The sequence below is a fragment of the Streptomyces sp. NPDC007189 genome, from assembly GCF_040703635.1.
Taxonomy (GTDB): Bacteria; Actinomycetota; Actinomycetes; order Streptomycetales; family Streptomycetaceae; genus Streptomyces.
The window spans coordinates 180,990-200,311 of the sequence record NZ_JBEYEY010000005.1 but is presented as its reverse complement, the minus strand read 5'-3'; the positions used below and the strand labels follow the sequence as shown (position 1 = coordinate 200,311).

At 72.8% G+C, this 19,322-nt stretch carries 15 protein-coding genes; 3 read left to right on the top strand and 12 right to left on the bottom strand.

The window, feature by feature from the left end:
* Window positions 1-59 precede the first annotated feature (59 nt).
* Window positions 60-1,757, top strand: coding sequence for an AMP-binding protein (locus tag AB0950_RS12885; protein WP_366778597.1), 1,698 nt, complete (start codon window positions 60-62; stop codon window positions 1,755-1,757).
* Window positions 1,758-1,772: 15 nt separating this feature from the next.
* Window positions 1,773-2,585: a PaaX family transcriptional regulator C-terminal domain-containing protein gene (locus AB0950_RS12880; protein WP_360148050.1), complete on the top strand. Its 813-nt coding sequence runs from the start codon at window positions 1,773-1,775 to the stop codon at window positions 2,583-2,585.
* A 45-nt stretch (window positions 2,586-2,630) separates the two neighbouring features.
* Here AB0950_RS12880 and AB0950_RS12875 read toward each other — a convergent pair whose 3' ends face one another.
* The 4 genes from AB0950_RS12875 to AB0950_RS12860 all read right to left on the bottom strand — a co-directional run bounded on the left by AB0950_RS12875 (window position 2,631) and on the right by AB0950_RS12860 (window position 6,871).
* Window positions 2,631-3,056: a hypothetical protein gene (locus tag AB0950_RS12875; protein WP_366778500.1), complete on the bottom strand. Its 426-nt coding sequence runs from the start codon at window positions 3,054-3,056 to the stop codon at window positions 2,631-2,633.
* A gap of 148 nt (window positions 3,057-3,204) precedes the next feature.
* Entirely contained in the window at window positions 3,205-3,714 is a 510-nt protein-coding gene (locus tag AB0950_RS12870) for a hypothetical protein (protein WP_360148056.1), read from the bottom strand.
* A 55-nt stretch (window positions 3,715-3,769) separates the two neighbouring features.
* Entirely contained in the window at window positions 3,770-6,037 is a 2,268-nt protein-coding gene (locus AB0950_RS12865) for a bifunctional salicylyl-CoA 5-hydroxylase/oxidoreductase (RefSeq protein ID WP_366778499.1), read from the bottom strand.
* Window positions 6,038-6,043: 6 nt separating this feature from the next.
* On the bottom strand, window positions 6,044-6,871 hold the full coding sequence (locus AB0950_RS12860; protein ID WP_360148062.1) for an enoyl-CoA hydratase family protein: 828 nt from the start codon (window positions 6,869-6,871) through the stop codon (window positions 6,044-6,046).
* A 295-nt stretch (window positions 6,872-7,166) separates the two neighbouring features.
* Between AB0950_RS12860 and AB0950_RS12855 the strand changes: the two genes are divergently transcribed.
* On the top strand, window positions 7,167-7,622 hold the full coding sequence (locus AB0950_RS12855) for an ATP-binding protein (RefSeq protein ID WP_360148065.1): 456 nt from the start codon (window positions 7,167-7,169) through the stop codon (window positions 7,620-7,622).
* Here AB0950_RS12855 and AB0950_RS12850 read toward each other — a convergent pair.
* The 8 genes from AB0950_RS12850 to AB0950_RS12815 all read right to left on the bottom strand — a co-directional run bounded on the left by AB0950_RS12850 (window position 7,579) and on the right by AB0950_RS12815 (window position 19,274).
* The gene (locus AB0950_RS12850; RefSeq protein WP_360570378.1) at window positions 7,579-9,027 is read right to left on the bottom strand and encodes an amino acid permease; all 1,449 of its coding nucleotides are present in this window, start codon (window positions 9,025-9,027) and stop codon (window positions 7,579-7,581) included. The genes AB0950_RS12855 and AB0950_RS12850 overlap by 44 nt on opposite strands.
* A gap of 115 nt (window positions 9,028-9,142) precedes the next feature.
* A complete protein-coding gene (gene argF / locus AB0950_RS12845) occupies window positions 9,143-10,159 on the bottom strand; it encodes an ornithine carbamoyltransferase (RefSeq protein ID WP_366778498.1) in 1,017 nt (338 codons plus the stop codon).
* Window positions 10,160-10,250: 91 nt separating this feature from the next.
* The gene (locus tag AB0950_RS12840) at window positions 10,251-11,474 is read right to left on the bottom strand and encodes an arginine deiminase (RefSeq protein ID WP_360148074.1); all 1,224 of its coding nucleotides are present in this window, start codon (window positions 11,472-11,474) and stop codon (window positions 10,251-10,253) included.
* A gap of 97 nt (window positions 11,475-11,571) precedes the next feature.
* Window positions 11,572-12,102: a DUF5825 family protein gene (locus AB0950_RS12835; protein ID WP_360570374.1), complete on the bottom strand. Its 531-nt coding sequence runs from the start codon at window positions 12,100-12,102 to the stop codon at window positions 11,572-11,574.
* On the bottom strand, window positions 12,099-13,946 hold the full coding sequence (locus AB0950_RS12830; RefSeq protein ID WP_366778497.1) for a RiPP maturation radical SAM C-methyltransferase: 1,848 nt from the start codon (window positions 13,944-13,946) through the stop codon (window positions 12,099-12,101). The genes AB0950_RS12835 and AB0950_RS12830 overlap by 4 nt, the downstream gene beginning before the upstream one ends.
* 205 nt (window positions 13,947-14,151) lie before the next feature.
* On the bottom strand, window positions 14,152-16,695 hold the full coding sequence (locus tag AB0950_RS12825; RefSeq protein ID WP_366778496.1) for a polynucleotide kinase-phosphatase: 2,544 nt from the start codon (window positions 16,693-16,695) through the stop codon (window positions 14,152-14,154).
* Entirely contained in the window at window positions 16,692-18,236 is a 1,545-nt protein-coding gene (locus tag AB0950_RS12820) for a 3' terminal RNA ribose 2'-O-methyltransferase Hen1 (RefSeq protein WP_366778495.1), read from the bottom strand. The genes AB0950_RS12825 and AB0950_RS12820 overlap by 4 nt, the downstream gene beginning before the upstream one ends.
* Before the next feature lie 114 nt (window positions 18,237-18,350).
* The gene (locus AB0950_RS12815; RefSeq protein WP_360148089.1) at window positions 18,351-19,274 is read right to left on the bottom strand and encodes an LLM class F420-dependent oxidoreductase; all 924 of its coding nucleotides are present in this window, start codon (window positions 19,272-19,274) and stop codon (window positions 18,351-18,353) included.
* Window positions 19,275-19,322: the final 48 nt, after the last annotated feature.

Here is a 19,322-nt window from a genome sequence, read left to right as displayed (position 1 = left end):
CGGGCCCCAGGTTCCTGTGACCCTGCCCACCCACCGACGACGTTATCGCGCAACCTTGACTGCCGTCACCAAGACGATACGCTCGATCCGCGAGCCCACCAGGACGCCGGTGCCCACCACGACGCCCGTCTTCGACGTTTGTCACGGCAAGGGGGCGAACCGCCATGCATCGCTCGGCCCATGTCGACACCTTCGCGCGCGACCACCTGCCGCCCCCCGACGAGTGGCCCGAGCTGCTCTTCGACCTGCCGGAGCTGCGCTACCCCGAGCGGCTGAACTGCGCCGCCGAACTGCTCGACCACACGGAGGCGGACCGGCCGGTCTTCCGCACCCCGGGCGGGCCCGCGTGGACGTACGGCGACCTGCGCGCGCACGTCGACCGGATCGCGCACGTGCTCACCGGCGACCTCGGCGTGGTCCCCGGCAACCGGGTGCTGCTGCGCGGCCCCACCACGCCCTGGCTCGCGGCCTGCTGGCTCGCCGTGCTGAAGGCGGGCGCGATAGCGGTCACCGTGCTCGCCCAGCAGCGCCCGCACGAACTGGCGACCATGTGCGAGATCGCCCTGGTGCGGCACGCGCTGTGCGACATCCGGTCGGTGGAGGACCTGGCGAAGGCCGACATACCCGGGCTGCGGATCACCACGTACGGCGGCGACGGCCCCGACGACCTGCTGCACCGGCCCGCCCCGGGCACGCCGTACCGGGCCGTGGACACCGCCGCCGACGACGTGGCCCTGATCGCGTTCACCTCCGGCACCACGGGCCGCCCGAAAGGATGCATGCACTTCCACCGGGACGTGCTGGCGATCGCGGACACCTTCTCGAAGCATGTGCTGCGCCCCCGGCCGGACGACGTCTTCACCGGCTCTCCCCCGCTCGGCTTCACCTTCGGCCTCGGTGGTCTCGTCATCTTCCCGATGCGGGCCGGCGCCAGTTCCCTGCTCCTGGAAGAGGCGGGCCCCCGCCGGCTGCTGCCCGCCATCGCCGAGCACCGCGTCTCCGTCCTGTTCACCGCGCCGACCGCCTACCGCGCCATGCTGGACCGGCTCGACGGGTACGACGTGACGTCGCTGCGGCGCTGCGTGTCGGCCGGCGAGAACCTGCCCGCGGCCACCTGGCGGGCCTGGCACGAGCGCACCGGCCTGCGAATCGTCAACGGCATCGGCGCCACCGAGCTGCTGCACATCTTCGTCTCCGCCGCCGACGAGCACATCAGGCCGGGCACCACGGGCGTGCCGGTGCCGGGCTGGCAGGCGCGGGTGCAGGACGCGCACGGCAGGCCGGTGCCGGACGGCGAGGCCGGGCTGCTCGCGGTGCGCGGCCCGGTCGGCTGCCGCTATCTCGCCGACCCGCGGCAGCGGCAGTACGTGCGCGCCGGCTGGAACGTCACCGGTGACACCTATGTCCGCGAGCCCGACGGCTACTTCCGCTACGTGGCCCGCGCCGACGACATGATCATCTCGGCCGGGTACAACATCGCGGGCCCGGAGGTGGAGGACGCGCTGCTGCGGCACCCGGACGTGGTGGAGGCCGCGGTCGTGGGCCGCCCGGACGAGGCCCGCGGACAGGTGGCGGTCGCCTACACCGTGCTGCGCGAGGGCGCCCGGCACGACCCGGATGCCCTGCGCGCCTTCCTCAACTCCGAGCTGGCGCCGTACAAGTGCCCGCGCGAGTTCGTCTTCCTCGACGCGCTGCCGCGCACCGCCACCGGCAAGCTGCAGCGGTTCCGGCTGCGCAGCGATGGTGACCGGCAGTGACACCGACGACCTAAAATGATCAACGTGACCGAGCAGCACGCCCCCAGGTCCCTCATCGTCACGCTCTACGGCGCGTACGGCCGCTACATGCCCGGCCCGGTGCCCGTCGCCGAGCTGATCCGGCTCCTGGCCGCGGTCGGCGTGGACGCGCCCTCGGTCCGGTCCTCGGTGTCCCGGCTCAAACGCCGCGGCCTGCTGCTGCCGGCCCGCACGGAACAGGGCGCGGCGGGCTACGAACTCTCGCCTCAGGCGCGGCAGTTGCTGGAGGACGGCGACCGCCGCATCTACGCGACGCCGCCCGTCGCGGACGCCGGCTGGGTGCTCGCCGTGTTCTCGGTGCCGGAGTCGGAGCGGCAGAAGCGGCATGTGCTGCGCTCCCGGCTGGCCGGCCTGGGCTTCGGCACGGCGGCTCCGGGCGTGTGGATCGCCCCGGCCCGGCTGTACGCAGAGACCGAACACACCCTGCGCCGCCTGCGCCTGGATCCGTACGTGGACCTGTTCCGCGGCGAGCACCTGGGCTTCGCGCCGACGGCCGAGGCGGTCGGCCGCTGGTGGGACCTGGCCGCGATCGCCAAGGAGCACGAGCGCTTCCTGGACGCGCACGGCCCGGTGCTGCGCGCCTGGGAGCGCCGGCCGGACACCCCGCCCGAGGAGGCCTACCGGGACTATCTCCTCGCCCTCGACTCCTGGCGCCATCTGCCGTACTCGGACCCCGGCCTGCCCACCCGGCTGCTGCCCGCCGGCTGGCCGGGGGTGCGCTCGGCGGAGGTGTTCCAGGGCCTGCACCGCCGACTGCGGGACGCGGGGGCCGAGTTCACCGGGCTGTGAGGCCGCGCGGCTCTCACAAGCGGCGCAGCCGCACGGCCGTGGGCCTCAGAAGCGGCGCAGCCGCATCGCGATGCCGTGCCCGACGGCCAGGTAGAGCACCGCGGGCAGGCCGTAGTTGAGCAGGACCCGCAGGCTCTCGGTGTCCATCGTGAAGATGTCCTGCGACCACCAGGACAGCGCGTCGGCCACGTCTTCCACGAACCCGACGAACACGTTCGCGTGATTGGCCTCGAGCAGGTACAGCACGATCCACAGTCCGAGGAAGGCCGCCGCGACGTCCCCGATCGTGTGAATGACCAGCGCGGCACGGCGGATGCCCGAGCCGTCCCGGCGCCGCTGCGGGGCGGGCGCGACCGGCGCGACCGGCGGCACCGCGGGTTCCACGTACCGGTGGGCCGGGTGCGGGCCCTGGCCGTATCCGTGTCCGGATCCGTATCCGGGCTGCTCGGGCAGCGGCCTGGTGTTCGTCATCGCAGTCTCGATCCCTGGGGCTCGTCCGTGGCGTGTGCCGAATGGCTCGAAAGAACCTAGACAGCCGCCGATAACGGACCGGTTCAGGAACCGTGCGGATCACGTGGAAGGCGTGTGACCGACCCCGGCCGGCCCCGGCCCGCCGGGATCACAGGCAGCACCGGCAGTACAGGTGCGCACCCGCGCCCCGGGCCCGCCGGGCGAAGCCCGCGAAGGTGCGGATGTACTCCTCGCAGTCCGGGAAGTCGGCGAAGTCGAACTCCTCGATGTCGTACCACTGCAGCGCGAGCATCGGCACGTGCTCCTCCGGTATGGAGGCGAGCCGGTCCCGCCAGGCGTCGGGCAGCTCGGTCAGATGCAGCCCCGAGTCCCACGGCGACTCGGCGCCGGGCGGCGCCGGCCGCCCGGGGGGCCACTCCCGCGCGTCCGGCCACAGCAGCTCCGGCCCGGTGCCACGGACGTCGTACGGTCTGCCCTCCGCGAAGGCGACGAGCTGCCCGAGAACGACATGGGGATCGACGCCCTTCATGTCGATCCAGTCCACGCCCGCCTCGCCGAGGGAGCAACCGCCGGCCGTCCAGTCCCCGCCCGGTCCGATCGCCCGCTCCACCGCCGCCTGCCGGTCGGCCGCCGCGAAGTAGTCGAACAGCACACCCATGACCGCTCCGTCCCCTCGTCTCTCCCCTCCGAGTAGAGCAGACGCCACTGACAATTCAGCGGCCGAGGGTCAGCCGGGGCTTCGGGGCGTCCGTGCGGCCGGTCTGGGGGCGGCGGCTGCCGGCCCGGTAGGGCGCGGGCCAGACGGCGCCCGGCCCCTCGTACCCCTGCTCGGCCGCCGCGTGCAGGGTCCAGTGCGGGTCGTACAGGTGCGGGCGGGCCAGCGCGCACAGGTCCGTGCGCCCGGCGAGGATCAGGGAGTTGACGTCGTCCCACGAGGAGATCGCGCCCACGGCGATCACCGGGATGCCCGCCTCGTGCCGGATCCGGTCGGCGTACGGCGTCTGGTACGACCGCCCGAACTCCGGCCGCTCCTCGGCCACGACCTGCCCCGTGGACACGTCGATCGCGTCGGCGCCGTGCGCGGCGAAGGCGCGGGCGGTCTCCACCGCGTCCTCGGCGGTGGTGCCGCCCTCGGCCCAGTCGGTGGCCGAGATACGGACCGTCATCGGCCGCTCCGCCGGCCACACCGCGCGCACGGCGTCGAAGACCTCCAGCGGGAACCTCAGCCGCCGCTCCAGCGGGCCGCCGTAGGCGTCGGTGCGGTGGTTGGTGAGCGGGGAGAGGAAGCCGGAGAGCAGATAGCCGTGCGCGCAGTGCAGTTCGAGCAGGTCGAACCCGGCCCGCGCGGCCCGCCAGGCGGCGGCGGTGAACTGCTCGCGGATGTCGGTGAGCTGGGCCCGGGAGAGCTGGCGCGGCGTCTGGCTGCCCGGCTTGTACGGCAGCGGGGAGGCGGCCACGAGCGGCCAGTTGCCGCGGGGCAGCGGCTCGTCCATGCCCTCCCACATCACCTGCGTGGAGCCCTTGCGGCCCGCGTGGCCGAGCTGGACGCCGATCGCGGTGCCGGGCGCCCGGGTGTGCACGAAGTCGGTGACCCGGCGCCATGCCTCGGCCTGCCGGCCGGTGTACAGACCGGCGCAGCCCGGCGTGATGCGGCCCTCCTCGCTCACGCACACCATCTCGGTCATGACCAGGCCGGCCCCGCCGAGCGCGCGGGCGCCCAGGTGGACGAGGTGGAAGTCGCCGGGGACGCCGTCGGTGGCGCAGTACATGTCCATCGGGGACACCACGACCCGGTTGCGCAGGGTCAGGCCGCGCAGCCGGAACGGGGTGAACATCGGCGGCGTGCCGGGCCGGCAGCCGAACTCGCGCTCGACCGCCCCGGTGAAGTGGGCGTCGCGCAGCCGGAGGTTGTCGTGGGTGACACGGCGGCTGCGGGTGAGCAGGTTGAAGGCGAACTGGCGGGGCGGCTGGTCCAGGTACAGCCGCAGGTTCTCGAACCACTCCAGGCTGGCCCGGGCGGCCCGCTGGGTGGAGGCGACGACCGGCTTGCGCTCCTCCTCGTAGGCAGTCAGCGCGCCGGGCACGTCGGGCTGTTCCTCCAGGCAGGCGGCCAGGGCCAGCGCGTCCTCCACGGCCAGCTTGGTGCCGGAGCCGATGGAGAAGTGGGCGGTGTGCGCGGCGTCGCCGAGCAGGACGACGTTGCCGTGGGACCAGCGGCCGCTGACGACCGTACGGAAGCTGGTCCAGGCCGAGTTGTTGGAGCGCAGGGGGCGGCCGCGGAGCGCGTCGGCGAAGATCTTGGCGCAGCGCTCGACGGACTCCTGCGGGGTGATCTCGTCGAATCCGGCCGCCTTCCAGACCTCCTCGCGCATCTCGACGATCACGGTGGAGGCGTCGGACGCGTAGGGGTAGCCGTGCAGCTGCATCACGCCGTGCGGGGTCTCGGCGATCTCGAAGCGGAAGGCGTCGAAGGGGAAGTCCGCGGCGAGCCAGATGTAGCGGCAGCGGTGTGTCGTCACCTGCGGCTCGAACACGTCGGCGTGGCCGGCGCGGGTGGTGCTGTTGACCCCGTCCGCGGCGATGACGAGGTCGTACTCGAGGGAGAGCGTGTCCGCGCCGGGCGCCTCGGTGGAGAACCTCAGGTCCACGCCGAGGGACCGGCAGCGCTCGTGCAGGATCGCGAGGAGCCGCCGCCTGCCCAGCGCGGCGAAGCCGTGGCCCCCGGAGCGGTGCGTGACGCCCCGGTGCACGATGTCGATGTCGTCCCAGCGGACGAAGTCGCGCTGCAGGGCCTCGTAGACCACGGGGTCGGCGTGTTCGATGCCGCCGAGGGTCTCGTCGGAGAGGACCACGCCGAAGCCGAAGGTGACGTCCGGGGCGTTGCGCTCCCAGACGGTGATCTCACGGGCCGGGTCGAGTCGTTTCAGCAGCGCCGCCGCGTACAGGCCGCCGGGGCCGCCGCCGATGATCGCCACGCGCATGAGCGCTCACCTTCCTCGCCACTTCGGAGGGCGCTTCTCGGTGAAGGCCGCGTGGAACTCCGCGTAGTCCTCGCCGTTCATCAGCAGGGCCTGGGTCGAGGCGTCCAGCTCGACGGCCGCCGCCAGGGGCATGTCCAGCTCGGCGGTCAGCAGGGCCTTGGTCCGGGCGTACGCCAGGGCCGGGCCGTCGGCCAGGCGGCGGGCCAGGGCCAGCGCGGCCTCGTCCGCGTGCCCCTCCTCCGTCAGCTCGCTGATCAGGCCGATCCGCTCGGCCTCGGCGGCCCGCACCGGTTCGCCGAGCATGAGCAGGCGGGTGGCGTGGCCGAGGCCGACGACGCGGGGCAGCAGATACGCCGCGCCCATGTCGCCGCCGGACAGGCCGACGCGGGTGAAGAGGAAGGCGAAGCGGGCGCTCGGGTCGGCGACGCGGAAGTCGGCCGCCAGCGCCAGGACCGCTCCGGCGCCGGCCGCCACGCCGTGGACGGCGGCGATCACGGGGAAGGGGCACTCCCTGATCGCCCGGACCACCTGGCCGGTCATCCGGTTGAAGTCGAGGAGCTGTGCGGTGTCCATGCCGAGGGTGGCGCCGATGATCTCGTCGACGTCGCCGCCGGAGCAGAAGCCGCGCCCCTCGCCGGCCAGCACCAGGGCGTGTACGGCGCGTTCCCGGGACAGCTCGGCGAGCAGGTCGCGCAGGTCGGCGTAGGCGCCGAAGGTGAGCGCGTTGAGCTTCTCGGGGCGGGCGAGGGTGACGGTGGCGACCCCGTCGGCGATCCGGAGGCGCAGATGCTCCCAGTCGGAGGTGCGGGCGGCGGAGCCGGTGAAGGGACTCATGACGTGCGGCCTCCTTGGGCGGCGGTGCCGTACGTTGCGCTGTCCCATGAAGTTATCACTTGTTTGTGACTGTCGTCACGAGTGCGCGACAAGCCTCGGCGGTTCGGCCGGATCCGGTCACGTGCGTCACCGGTCGGCGACAGCGCCGTAACAGTGGGCACGAGCGGGCGAGCCGGGCCGTTCGCATGGGTAAGCCGCCCGGTACCGGGGCCGAGGGTCCCGGGCGCAGCCCGCCGTCGGTCCCCGGGGCCGGGCCCGTACCATTTCTACAGTCGAAAGCAGGACAGCCTGCTCCATGAACGGACTCGCCTTGCACGAACGCCCCACCGAACCGGCCTCCTGGCGCATCGCGCTGCCGCACACCGCGGCGGCGGTGCCCGCGGCCCGCGCCCTGGTGCGCTCGGCCCTCGCCGAGGTGGAGCACCCGGCCGACTGCGACACCGCGGAGCTGCTCACGGCGGAGCTGGTGGCCAACGCCGTGGAGCACACGGCCGGGCGCGGCCCGATCGAGCTGGTGGTGGAGCTGCTGCCGGGCGGTTGCCAGGTCGAGGTGCACGACCCGGACCCGGCGCCGCCCGGCCATCTGACCCGGCCGGTGATCGAGGAGCCCGACGTCTGGCAGGAGGGCGGGCGCGGGCTGCTGCTGATCCGCGCCCTCAGCTCGTCCTGCGGGCACCGCCCCACCCCGCGGGGCAAGGCGGTGTGGTTCAGACTCCCTGCGGTTCCCGCTCAGCGGCGGCGCTCGGCGTGACCTCGGGCGCGGCCTGGGCCAGCGTGGAGTGCCGGCGGCCGTAGGCGGCGTAGATCGCGAGGCCCACCGCGAGGAACACGGCGAACTGCACCCACGTGTGCCAGCCGGTCTCGTACATCAGGTACAGGCAGAAGGCGACGCCGAGCAGCGGGCCGACCGGGTACAGCGGCACCCGGAAGCTGCGGCTGAGGCCCGGCTCCCGGCGGCGCAGGGTGATCACCGCGATGTTGACGACGGCCATGATCGCGAGGGTGCCGATGGTGCACAGGTTCATCACGGCGTCCAGCGAGGCGAAGGCCGCCGGGAGCGCGAAGACCACGGCGACGATCAGGGTGCCGGCCACCGGGGTGGAGGTCTTCGGGTTCACCTTCTCGAAGACGCGCGGGATCAGGCCGTCCCGGGACATCGACATCAGGATGCGGGTCTGGCCGTACATCACGGCGAGGACGACCGAGGCGATGGCGACGACCGCGCCGAAGGCGATGACTGCGCCGCCGACGGTGGAGCCGGTGACCTCGTTGACGACGTAGGAGAGGGCGGCGGGGCGGCCGGCGACCTGGTCGCTGCCGATGGCGCCGATCGCCGCGACCGCGACCGCGCAGTACAGCAGGGTGACGATGCCCATGCAGACCATGATCGCCACGGGGATGTCCCGGCGCGGGTTCTTGGCCTCCTCGCCGGCCGTGGTGATCGCGTCGAAGCCGATGTAGGAGAAGAACGCGGCCGTGGTGCCCGCGCCGATGCCGCCGAGGCCGGCCGGGGAGAACGGGGTGAGGTTGCCGTGCTTGAAGGCGCTGTAGCCGATGGCGCAGAAGGCCAGCAGGATGACGAGCTTCACGGCGGCCATGGCGGCCGTGGCGCGGGCGCTCTCGCGCACGCCCCGCACCAGCAGCACGGAGGCCATGGCGATCACGATCACGGCCGGGAGGTTGATGATCCCGCCGTCGCCGGGTCCCGCGGACAGCGCGGCCGGGAGCTGGAGGCCGGTGAGGCTGTGCAGCAGTTCGTTGACGTACTGGCTCCAGCCGACGGCGACGGCCGAGATGGAGACGCCGTACTCCAGCAGCAGGCACCAGCCGACCAGGAAGGCGGTGGACTCGCCGAGGCCGGCGTAGGCGAAGGAGTACGAGGAGCCGGAGACCGGGATGGCGCCGCCCAGCTCCGCGAAGGAGAAGGCGGTGAAGACGCAGGTGATCGCGGCGAGGACGAAGGAGACGACGACGGCCGGGCCGGCCTGGGCGACGGAGTCGGAGAGGCCGACGAAGATGCCGGTGCCGACGATGGCGCCGACGCCGAAGCAGATGAGCTGGAACAGGCCCATCGTGCGCTTCAGGCCGTGTCCCTCGCGGTCGGCGCCGGATTCGGCGACCAGCAGGTGCGGGGACTTGATACGGGGAGCGGGCATTGCGGGTGGTGCTCGTTTCTGGGATGTGCGGGCGACCTGGTGGGTCGCGGCGACGGCCCGAGGCTGGGGTGGTGCCGGGCCGTCGGTCAGGATAAGGGCTGGTGGGGGCGGGGGACTAGGCGTGCCGGGCGAGTGTGGCGACCAGCACCGCCTTGATGGTGTGCAGGCGGTTCTCGGCCTCGTCGAAGACGACGGAGTGCGCGGACTCGAACACCTCGTCGGTGACCTCCAGCGAGTCGCGGCCGTAGGTCTCGTGGATCTCGCGGCCCACCTGGGTGCCCAGGTCGTGGAAGGCCGGCAGGCAGTGCAGGAACTTCACGTCCGGGTTGCCGGTGGCGCGCAGCACGTCCATGGTCACGGCGTACGGCGCGAGGGCGTCGATCCGCTCGGCCCAGACCTCCTTGGGCTCGCCCATGGAGACCCAGACGTCCGTGGCGACGAAGTCGGCGCCGGCGACGCCCTCGGCGGTGTCCTCGGTGAGCGTGATCCGGGCGCCGCTCGAGGCGGCCAGCTCGTGGGCCCGGTCGACGATCTCCTGCGCGGGCCAGTAGCTCTTCGGGGCCACGATCCGCACGTCCATGCCGAGCAGGGCGCCGGTGACCAGGTAGGAGTTGCCCATGTTGAAGCGGGCGTCACCGAGGTAGGCGAAGGCGATCTCGCGCAGCGGCCTGGCGCTGTGCTCGGTCATGGTGAGCACGTCGGCGAGCATCTGGGTGGGGTGCCAGTCGTCGGTGAGCCCGTTGTAGACGGGCACCCCGGCGTACGCCGCCAGCTCCTCGACCTTGGCCTGGCTGTCGCCGCGGTACTCGATGGCGTCGAACATCCGGCCCAGCACCCGGGCGGTGTCCCGCACGGACTCCTTGTGGCCGATCTGCGAGCCGGACGGGTCGAGGTAGGTGGTGCGGGCGCCCTGGTCGGCGGCGGCGACCTCGAAGGCGCAGCGGGTGCGCGTCGAGGTCTTCTCGAAGACCAGGGCGATGTTCCGGCCGCGCAGGTACTGCGTCTCGGCGCCCGCCTTCTTGGCCGCCTTCAGCTCGGCTGCCAGCTCGACCAGGCCGCGGAACTCCTCCTCGGTGAAGTCCAGCTCCTTGAGGAAGTGGCGGCCGGCGAGGGCGGTCGGGGCTGTCGCCATGGGGCGCTCCAGAGGGTACGAGAACACGTGACTATTGGAAGTCTATACGACCCTCCACATTTCTATACGGCATCTCGACCTGCGGGACGCGCTACACGGCGTCCCGCTCCACCGGGCAGCTCATGCAGCGCGGGCCGCCCCGGCCCCGGCCCAGCTCGCTGCCCGGGATCTCGATCACCTCGATGCCCTGCTTGCGCAGATGCGTGTTGGTGGTCGAGTTGCGCTCGTAGGCGATGACCACCCCGGGCTCGACGGCGAGCACGTTGCAGCCGTCGTCCCACTGCTCGCGCTCGGCGGCGTGCACGTCCTGGGTGGCGGTCAGCACCCGGATCTCACCGAGGCCGAGGGCGGCGGCGATCGCGCGGTGCATGTGCTCCGGCGGATGGTCGGTGACCTTCAGCTCCTTGTCGCAGACCCCCGGCTCGATGGTGTACGAGCGCAGCATGCCGAGCCCGGCGTACTGGGTGAAGGTGTCCCCGTCGACCATGGTCATCACGGTGTCGAGGTGCATGAAGGCGCGCCGCTTGGGCATGTCGAGCGCGACGATCGTGCGCGCCGAGCCGGTCGCGAACAGCTTGTACGCCAGCATCTCCACGGCCTGCGGGGTGGTGCGCTCGCTCATCCCGACCAGGACGGCGCCGTTGCCGATCACCAGGACGTCGCCGCCCTCGATGGTGGAGGGGTGGTCGGCCTGCCCCTGGGACCAGACGTGGAAGGTCTCGTCGCGGAACAGCGGGTGGTACCGGTAGATCGCCTCGAAGTGGACCGTCTCCCGCTGCCGCGCCGGCAGCCGCATGGCGTTGATGGCGACCCCGTCGTAGATCCAGGCGGAGGTGTCACGGGTGAACAGGTGGTTGGGCAGCGGGCCGAGGAGGAAGTCGTCGAGGTCCATCACATGGAAGCGGACGGAGGTCGGCTCGGCGTGCCCCTGCAGGAACTCCCGCTTCGTCATGCCGCCCACCAGGGCCTCGGCCAGCTCCCGCGCGGGCATCGCCTCGAAGGCGGCGCGCAGATGGTCGGCGGCGAGGGGGCCGTACTCCTTCTCGTGGAAGACCCGGTCGAGGACGAGGGCGCGGGCCTCGGGCACCCGGAGCGTTTCGGTGAGCAGGTCGCCGAAGAGGTGGACGGCCACGCCGCGGTCGCGCAGGACGTCGGCGAACCCGTCGTGCTCGGCGCGCGCCCGGCGCACCCACAGCACGTCGTCGAAGAGGAGGGCGTCCTTGTTGCTCGGCGTGAGCCTTTTGAGCTCGAGGTCGGGCCGGTGCAGGATCACCCGGCGCAGCCGCCCGGCCTCGGAGTCGACGTGGTATGCCATGCCTCCATCCTGGCCGTCCGCGCCCGTCTTCACGCCCTTGTCGACCGTTTCCGTCCGCTTCTGTTTTCATCCCGCTGACGAGAAGCGGCGGCGTCGATCAGATCGCCGTGCAGGGGACCGGCCAGCGGCGGATGCGCGGGGGCAGCGCGACGGCCCAGCCCCCGGCGGCCAGCACCAGCCGCTCGGCGACGAGCAGGTCCACGGCCTGCGGGTCGACCGCGTCGAGCGGCGCGGGCTCCTGCAGGCGGAGGAAGGCGGCGAGGAGACCGGGATGGTCCAGGGTGAGCCGTACGGCCGTGCCCCGCTGCCTGCGGTCCAGGACCGTGACGAAGCCGGGCCCGCGCCGGTGATGGAGGCTTCCGTAGGAGTAACCGGCCCGCCAGGCGGCCAACTCGCTCTCGCAGCCCGGCATGTCCAGGGGCGGCGGGAGATGGCGGAGCACACCGAGGTCGTACGACGGGCTGCCCGCGGCCCGCCAGGCGACGCGCACCCCCTGGCTCTCGCATTCGCGCAGGAAGAGCACCGCCTCCGCCGTCGCCCGGCCCGCGCCGCTCAGGTCCAGCGCCTGCGCCACGTCGACCCCTCGCCGGGTGAGCCGGTACGGCACCTCGGCGGGCAGCGCGCTCATGCGGCGCCCTCGGGCAGGCGGACCGGCTCGCCCCAGGTCGGCAGGGACACATAGGTGGCTCCGTCGCGGAACAACAGGCCCAGCTCATGGGCCCGCCGGACCCACTCCGCAAGGGCCTGGACCGTCGGCCCCCCGCCGTCGGCGGTCAGCAGCCGGTGCAGGGCCGGGACGGTGCGGCCGTCCTGAAGGCGGCGCAGGGCCTCGGCGCGCCAGCCGGTGAAGCGGTGGGTGGCCGGCGGCCGGCCGTGCCGGCGGTCGTGCACCACGAGGTGCTCCCCGTCCTCCTCGAACAGCAGCCGGGAGCCCGCGTGCCCGGCGCGCCACGCGGCCACCGCGTCCTGCAGGCGCCGCTCGACCGGGCCCCCGATGCCGGCGTCCTCGGTGTCGAACAGGTAGACCAGATCGGCGAGTTCGTCCTCGGGTAACTGGTAGACGTGCTGGTACATCCGGGCCGGGCGGCGCTTGCCGAAGCCGAGGCCCGGGTCGGTGAAGTGCGGGCTGAACCGCTCCAGCTGGATGCGGTGGGCGCCGCTCGGCGGCTGGAGGTGGACCAGCGCGGGGATCTGGTCGATCACCGGCGTGTAGTCGTCGGCCGTCTCGCCGGGGAAGCCGTAAAGGAGGTTCCAGGAGCAGGTCAGGGCGTGGTTCTCGCACTCGCGCAGGGTGCGGACGTTGCGCGCGCCGGTGACGCCCTTGTCCATCAGGTCCAGCACCCGGCTGCCCAGGCTCTCGATGCCGGGCTGGATGTGCACGGCGCCGGATTCGCCGAGGAGCTTCAGCTGGGCGGGGGTGAGGTTGGACTTGACCTCGTAGTGCAGCCGCAGGTCCCAGCCGCTGTCCACCACGCGGGGCAGGAAGTCGCGGAAGTAGGCCATGTCGATGATGTTGTCGACGGTGACCACGTCGAGGACGCGGTGCCGGCGCACCAGCCGGTCGATCTCCGCCCACAGCCGCTCCCCCGGCTTGGCGCGGAAGGCCATGGCGGAGCCGTTGAGCCCGCAGAAGGTGCAGTGGTGCTTCTCGCCCCACCAGCAGCCGCGGGCGCCCTCCACGACGAGCTTCGGATGCACGTACTCCCGCACCGGGGAGGCGTCCAGCGCGGCCTGCCACTGGTCGTAGTCGGGCGCGGGGATGTCGGCCGGGGCCACGGTCCGCCGGGTGGCGGGGTTGGCGCGCGAGACCGGGCCGTCCCACCAGCACAGGCCGGGCACGTCGACGGGGTCGGTGCCGCCTGTCAGGTGCCGTAACAGGGCCGGGAAGGCGTACTCGGCCTCGCCGCGGACCACATGGTCGACGAAGGGGTGGTTGCGGTGCAGGGCGTGGCCCATCGGGCCGTCGCAGTTGCTGCCGCCGAAGACCACCGTCAACTCCGGCCGCCTCCGCTTGAGTTCGCGGGCCAGTGCGAGGGAGGCGGCGTTCTGCATGAAGGTGCTGGTGAACCCGACGACGTCCGGCCGGGCCGCCAGCACCTCCTCGGCGCAGGCGGTGACGAACGCGGCGGCGTACGGCCGCATGGCGACGGCCGTGCCGATGAAGACGTCCCGCTCGGCGGCGTAGGCGCGCAGCCGGGCCAGGCCCCAGTCCGGATCGTCGTACAGGACGCCGGAGAAGACCCAGTCGCCGAGGCCGTGGAAGATGGCGTCGCTGCCGACGGACACGTAGTCGCCCGGCCGCAGCCGGCCGCCGGAGCCCTCCAGCAGGAACTCCGCCCAGCGCAGCGAGCCGTGGAACTCCGTCACCTCGGCGTCCGGTCGGGCCCGCCGGACCAGCCGGTTCAGCAGGCCGAGCTGGAGCGAGGGAAGGTCGAGCGGCTGCCAGGGCATCGTGACCAGGTGGACGCGCATGCTCAGCGGGTCGGCCGCTTCTCCAGGATCGCGGGCCGCCGCCCGGTGCCCCGCTCCTCCTCGCGGACCACGACCTTCTTGATCTCCATGCCGGTTCCTCCCCGTCGGCGCGCGAACACCCTTGTGCCGCACGGCCGTCCACCATATGGACAGATGTGTGTGCGACACAAGGGCGTTGTGTGACGGACGAGCTGTCCGGTGGCGGCTACAGGCGCGGGTCGACCGGCTCGGACTCCAGGGCGAGCACGCCGAACACCGCCTCGTGCACCCGCCACAGCGGCTCGCCGTCCGCGAGCCGGTCCAGGGCCTCCAGGCCGAGGGCGTACTCGCGCAGGGCGAGGGACCGCTTGTGGTTCAGGAACCGCTGCCGCAGCTTGGCGAGGTTGTCCGGGCGGGTGTACTCGGGGCCGTAGATGATCCGCAGGTACTCCCGGCCGCGGCACTTGATGCCGGGCTGCACCAGCCGCCCGTCGCTGTTGCGGACCAGCGCGCCGACCGGCTTGACGACCATGCCCTCGCCGCCCCGGCCGGTCATCTCCAGCCACCAGTCGACGCCCGCGCGCACCGACTCCGGCTCGCCGGTGTCGACGTACAGCCGCCGGGTGGTCTGCAGCAGTCCGGTGCCGTCGTGCTCCACCAGCCGGTCGATCAGGGCGAGTTGCTCGTCGTGCGGCAGCGCGGCGAGGCTGCGGCCCTGGACGGCGAGCAGCTGGAAGGGGGCCAGGCGTACGCCGTCCAGGCCGTCGGTGGTCCAGCAGTAGCGGCGGTAGGCGGCGGTGAACGCGGCCGCGTCGGCGGCGCGCTCCCGCTGCCGCTGAAGCAGGCCGCCCACGTCAGCGCCCCGCGCGCCGGCGGCCTCCAGGGCTGCCAGCGCGCCCGGGAACACCGCGCCGGACGCGGCGCCTACGGCGGCGTACTGGCTGCGCAGCAGGCCCGAGGCCTTCAGCGACCACGGCATCAGCTCGGCGTCCAGCAGCAGCCAGTCGGTGGCCAGTTCCTCCCACAGACCCGCGCTGTCGATCGCCGAGCGCAGCCGGCCGAGGATCTCCTCGGTCACCTTCTCGTCGTCGAAGAACGGCCGGCCCGTCCGGGTATAGAGCGACCCGGTGGGCCCCTCCACGCCGAAGCGCTTGTGCGCCGCCTCCGCGTCCCGGCACACCAGGGCCACCGCCCGCGAGCCCATGTGCTTCTCCTCGCACACGACCCGCTCGACGCCGTCCGCCGCGTACTGCGCGAACGCCTCGGCCGGGTGCTCCAGGTAGCCGTCGACCCGTGAAGTCGCCGTCGGTGCCATGGTCGGCGGCAGGTACGGCAGCATGCGCGGGTCGATCGCGAAGCGGCTCATGACCTCCAGGGCCGCCGCCGCGTTCTCCTCGCGGACCGCCACCCGCCCGGCGTGCCGGGTCTCCACGGCCCGGCGGCCGTACACGTCCGCCAGGTCCAGCGGCCGGCCGTCGTGCCCGCCGGGCGCCTCGGAGCGCAGCGGCTTCGCCGGCTCGTACCAGACCCGCTCGGCCGGTACGTCGACCAGCTCGCGCTCCGGCCAGCGCAGCGCGGTCAGCTTGCCGCCGAAGACGGCCCCGGTGTCCAGGCAGATCGTGTTGTTGAGCCAGGAGGCCTCGGGCACCGGGGTGTGGCCGTAGACCACCGCCGCGCGGCCCCGGTAGTCCTCCGCCCAGGGGTAGCGCACCGGCAGCCCGAACTCGTCGGTCTCGCCGGTGGTGTCGCCGTACAGGGCGTGCGAGCGGACCCGGCCGGAGGTGCGGCCGTGGTACTTCTCGGGCAGGCCGGCGTGGCAGACGACCAGCCTGCCGCCGTCGAGGACGTAGTGGCTGACCAGTCCCGCGAGGAACGTGCGGACCCGCTCCTTGAACTCCTCGCTCTCGCCCTCCATCTGCGCGATGGTCTCGGCGAGCCCGTGGGTGTGCTGGACCTTGCGGCCCTTCAGGTAACGGCCGTACTTGTTCTCGTGGTTGCCGGGCACGCACAGCGCGTTGCCCGACTCGACCATCGACATCACCCGGCGCAGCACGCCCGGTGTGTCCGGGCCGCGGTCGACCAGGTCGCCGACGAACACGGCGGTACGGCCCTCGGGGTGCACGCCGTCGGTGTAGCCCAGCTTGGCGAGCAGCGCCTCCAGTTCGGCGGAGCAGCCGTGGACGTCGCCGATGATGTCGAAGGGGCCGGTGAGGTGGATCAGGTCGTTGAACCGCTTCTCGGTGACGACGGTGGCGTGCTCCGCCTCCTCGGCCCCGCGCAGGACGTGCACCTTGCGGAAGCCCTCGCGCTCCAGGTGGCGCAGGGAGCGGCGCAGTTCGCGGATGTGCCGCTGGATGACCCGGCGGGGCATGTCGGCGCGGTCGGTGCGGGCCGCGTTGCGCTCGGCGCACACCTCCTCCGGTATGTCCAGCACGATGGCGATGGGCAGCACGTCGTACTGCCGGGCCAGGTCGATCAGCTGGCGCCGGGCGTCCTGCTGCACGCTGGTGGCGTCGACGACGGTGCGGCGGCCGGCGGCCAGCCGCTTGCCGGCGATGTAGTGCAAAACGTCGAAGGCGTCCCGGCTCGCGCTCTGGTCGTTCTCGTCGTCGGCCACCAGGCCGCGGCAGAAGTCGGAGGAGATCACCTCGGTCGGCTTGAAGTGCCGGCGGGCGAAGGTGGACTTGCCGGAGCCGGAGGCGCCGACGAGCACGACGAGGGAGAGGTCGGTGACGGGGAGCACCCGTCCCTGCTTGCGGATCTCGCTCATGCGGCCTTCGCCTCCTTCTCGGTCTCCAGGGTGAACACGGCCATCTGCGTGGGCGGACCGACCTCGGGGTCGTCCGGTCCGACGGGCGCGAACCCGACGTCGTAGCCGTGCCGTCCTGCCACCGTCCGCGCCCAGGCGCGGAACTCCTCACGGGTCCACTCGAAGCGGTGGTCGCCGTGCCGGGCGTGCCCGGCGGGCAGGGTCTCCCAGCGGACGTTGTACTCGACGTTCGGGGTGGTCACGAGGACGGTGCGCGGGCGGGCGTGACCGAACACGGCGTACTCCAGGGCGGGCAGCCGGGGCAGGTCGAGGTGTTCGATCACCTCGCTGAGCACGGCGGCGTCGTAGCCCTTGAGCCGGTTGTCGGTGTAGGCGAGCGAGCCCTGCACGAGCTTGACGCGGGAGGCCTGCCGCTCCCCCATGCGGTCGAGCCTGAGCCGCCGGGCGGCGATGGTGAGCGCCCGCACGGACACGTCGATCCCGAGGATCTCGGTGAACCGCGGGTCCTTCAGCAGTTCCCGCACCAGCTCGCCCTGTCCGCAGCCGAGGTCGAGGACGCGGGAGGCGCCGTGGTCGCGCAGGGCGGCGAGGATCGCCTCGCGGCGCCGGACGGCGAGCGGCACCGGCTTCTCCCCGGCCTCGGTCTCCCCCTCGTGCGGCGTCTTGGCCTGTGTCCCCTTGGTCTCCGCCCCCTCGGCCCCTGTCCCCTCGGTCTCCGCCTCGGTGTCCTCCGGCACGGCGTTGTCGATCTCCTCGACCTCGCTGTCGTCGGCCTCGGCCAGGCGCACCAGTTCCAGCCGCTCCATCGCCTGCCGGGTGAGCGACCAGCGGCGGGAGAGGTACCGGCTGGTGATCAGCTTCTGCTCCGGGTGGCCGGGCAGCCAGCCCTCACCGGCCCGCAGCAGCTTGTCGACCTCCTCGGAGGAGACCCAGTAGTGCTTGGCGTCGTCCAGGACCGGCAGCAGGACGTACAGATGGCGCAGCGCCTCGGCGACGGTGAGCGTCCGCGACTGAAGGACCAGGCCGACGTACCGCGAGTCGCCCCACTCGGGGAACTCGGCGTCGAGCGGCACGGGGTCGGCGGTCACGCTCCAGCCGAGCGGCTCGAACAGCCGTCGTACGAGTTCCGGGCCGCCGCGCGCGGGCAGTGCGGGCACTTGGATGCGCAACGGCCTTGCCCGGCCGGGGAGTTCGGGGCGGGCGGCGCACACGCCGCGCAGGGCGCTGGAGAAGACGCCGCTGAGCGCGACCGCGAGCAGCGAGGAGGCCGCGTAGGGGCGGTCGTTGACGTACTGGGCGAGGGCCGCGTCGGGGGCGCCGCCGCGGCCCTTGCCCTTGCCCCGCCGGACCAGCGCGAGCGTGTCGACCTCCAGCAGCAGCGCGGCCGTGCAGCACCGGTCGTCCGCCTCGGGGTAGAAGACGTGCGCCGTGCCGTACGACGTGGAGAACTTCTGCGCCTTGTCGGGGTGCTTGTGCAGCAGGTACCCGAGGTCGGTGGCCGGGTGGGCGGCGTCGCCGCGCGTGGAGATCGTCAGGAACACGTGTCCGAGTCTTCCGGTATCCAGCCTCGCTGACCACCGGTTTTCTCCACGAAGTCCGCTCGGTACACGCACCCGGCGACCGCCCGCGCGGCGCCGCCCGAAGCCCGGCTCGGCTCAGGAGAGCTGGGCCTGGACCTGGGTCGCGATCAGTTCCATGTGGTCCAGGTCGTCGAGGTCGAGGATCTGCAGATAGATCCGCCGGGAACCGATCTCGGCGTACCGGCCGATCTTGTCGACGACCTCGGCGGGCGAGCCGGCCAGGCCGTTGGCCTTCAGTTCGTCCACCTCGCGGCCGATCGCGGCGGCGCGGCGGGCGACCTCCTGGTCGTCCCGGCCGACGCAGACCACGAGCGCGTTGGAGTACGTCAGCGCGTCCGCGCCGCGCCCGGCCGCCTCGGCCGCCGCACGCACCCGGCCGAACTGCCGCGCGCTGTCCTCGACGGAGGCGAAGGGGATGTTGAACTCGTCCGCGTACTGCGCGGCCAGCCGCGGCGTACGCGTCGCGCCGTGGCCGCCGATGAGCACCGGGACCTTCTTCTGGGCGGGCTTGGGCAGCGCGGGCGAGTCGGTCAGGTCGTAGTACGTGCCGTGGAAGTCGAAGGTCTTGCCCACCTCGGTCGCCCACAGCCCGGTGATGATCGCCAGCTGCTCCTCCAGCCGGGCGAACTTCTCCTTCGGGAACGGAATGCCGTACGCCCGGTGCTCCTCCGCGAACCAGCCCGCGCCGAGGCCCAGCTCCACCCGGCCGCCGGACATCTGATCGACCTGGGCGACCTGGATGGCGAGCACGCCGGGCAGCCGGAAGGTGCCGGCCGTCATCAGCGTGCCGAGGCGGATGCGGCGGGTCTCGCGGGCCAGGCCGGCCAGGGTGATCCAGGCGTCCGTGGGGCCGGGCAGGCCGTCGGCGTTGCCCATGCGGAGGTAGTGGTCGGAACGGAAGAAGGCGTCGAAGCCGAGGTCCTCGGCGGCCTTCGCCACGGCGAGCAAGGTGTCGTAGGTGGCCCCCTGCTGGGGCTCGGTGAAGATTCGAAGGTCCATACATCTATCCTGCACACCGCGTCCCGGGTCAACCCCATCGGTACCACC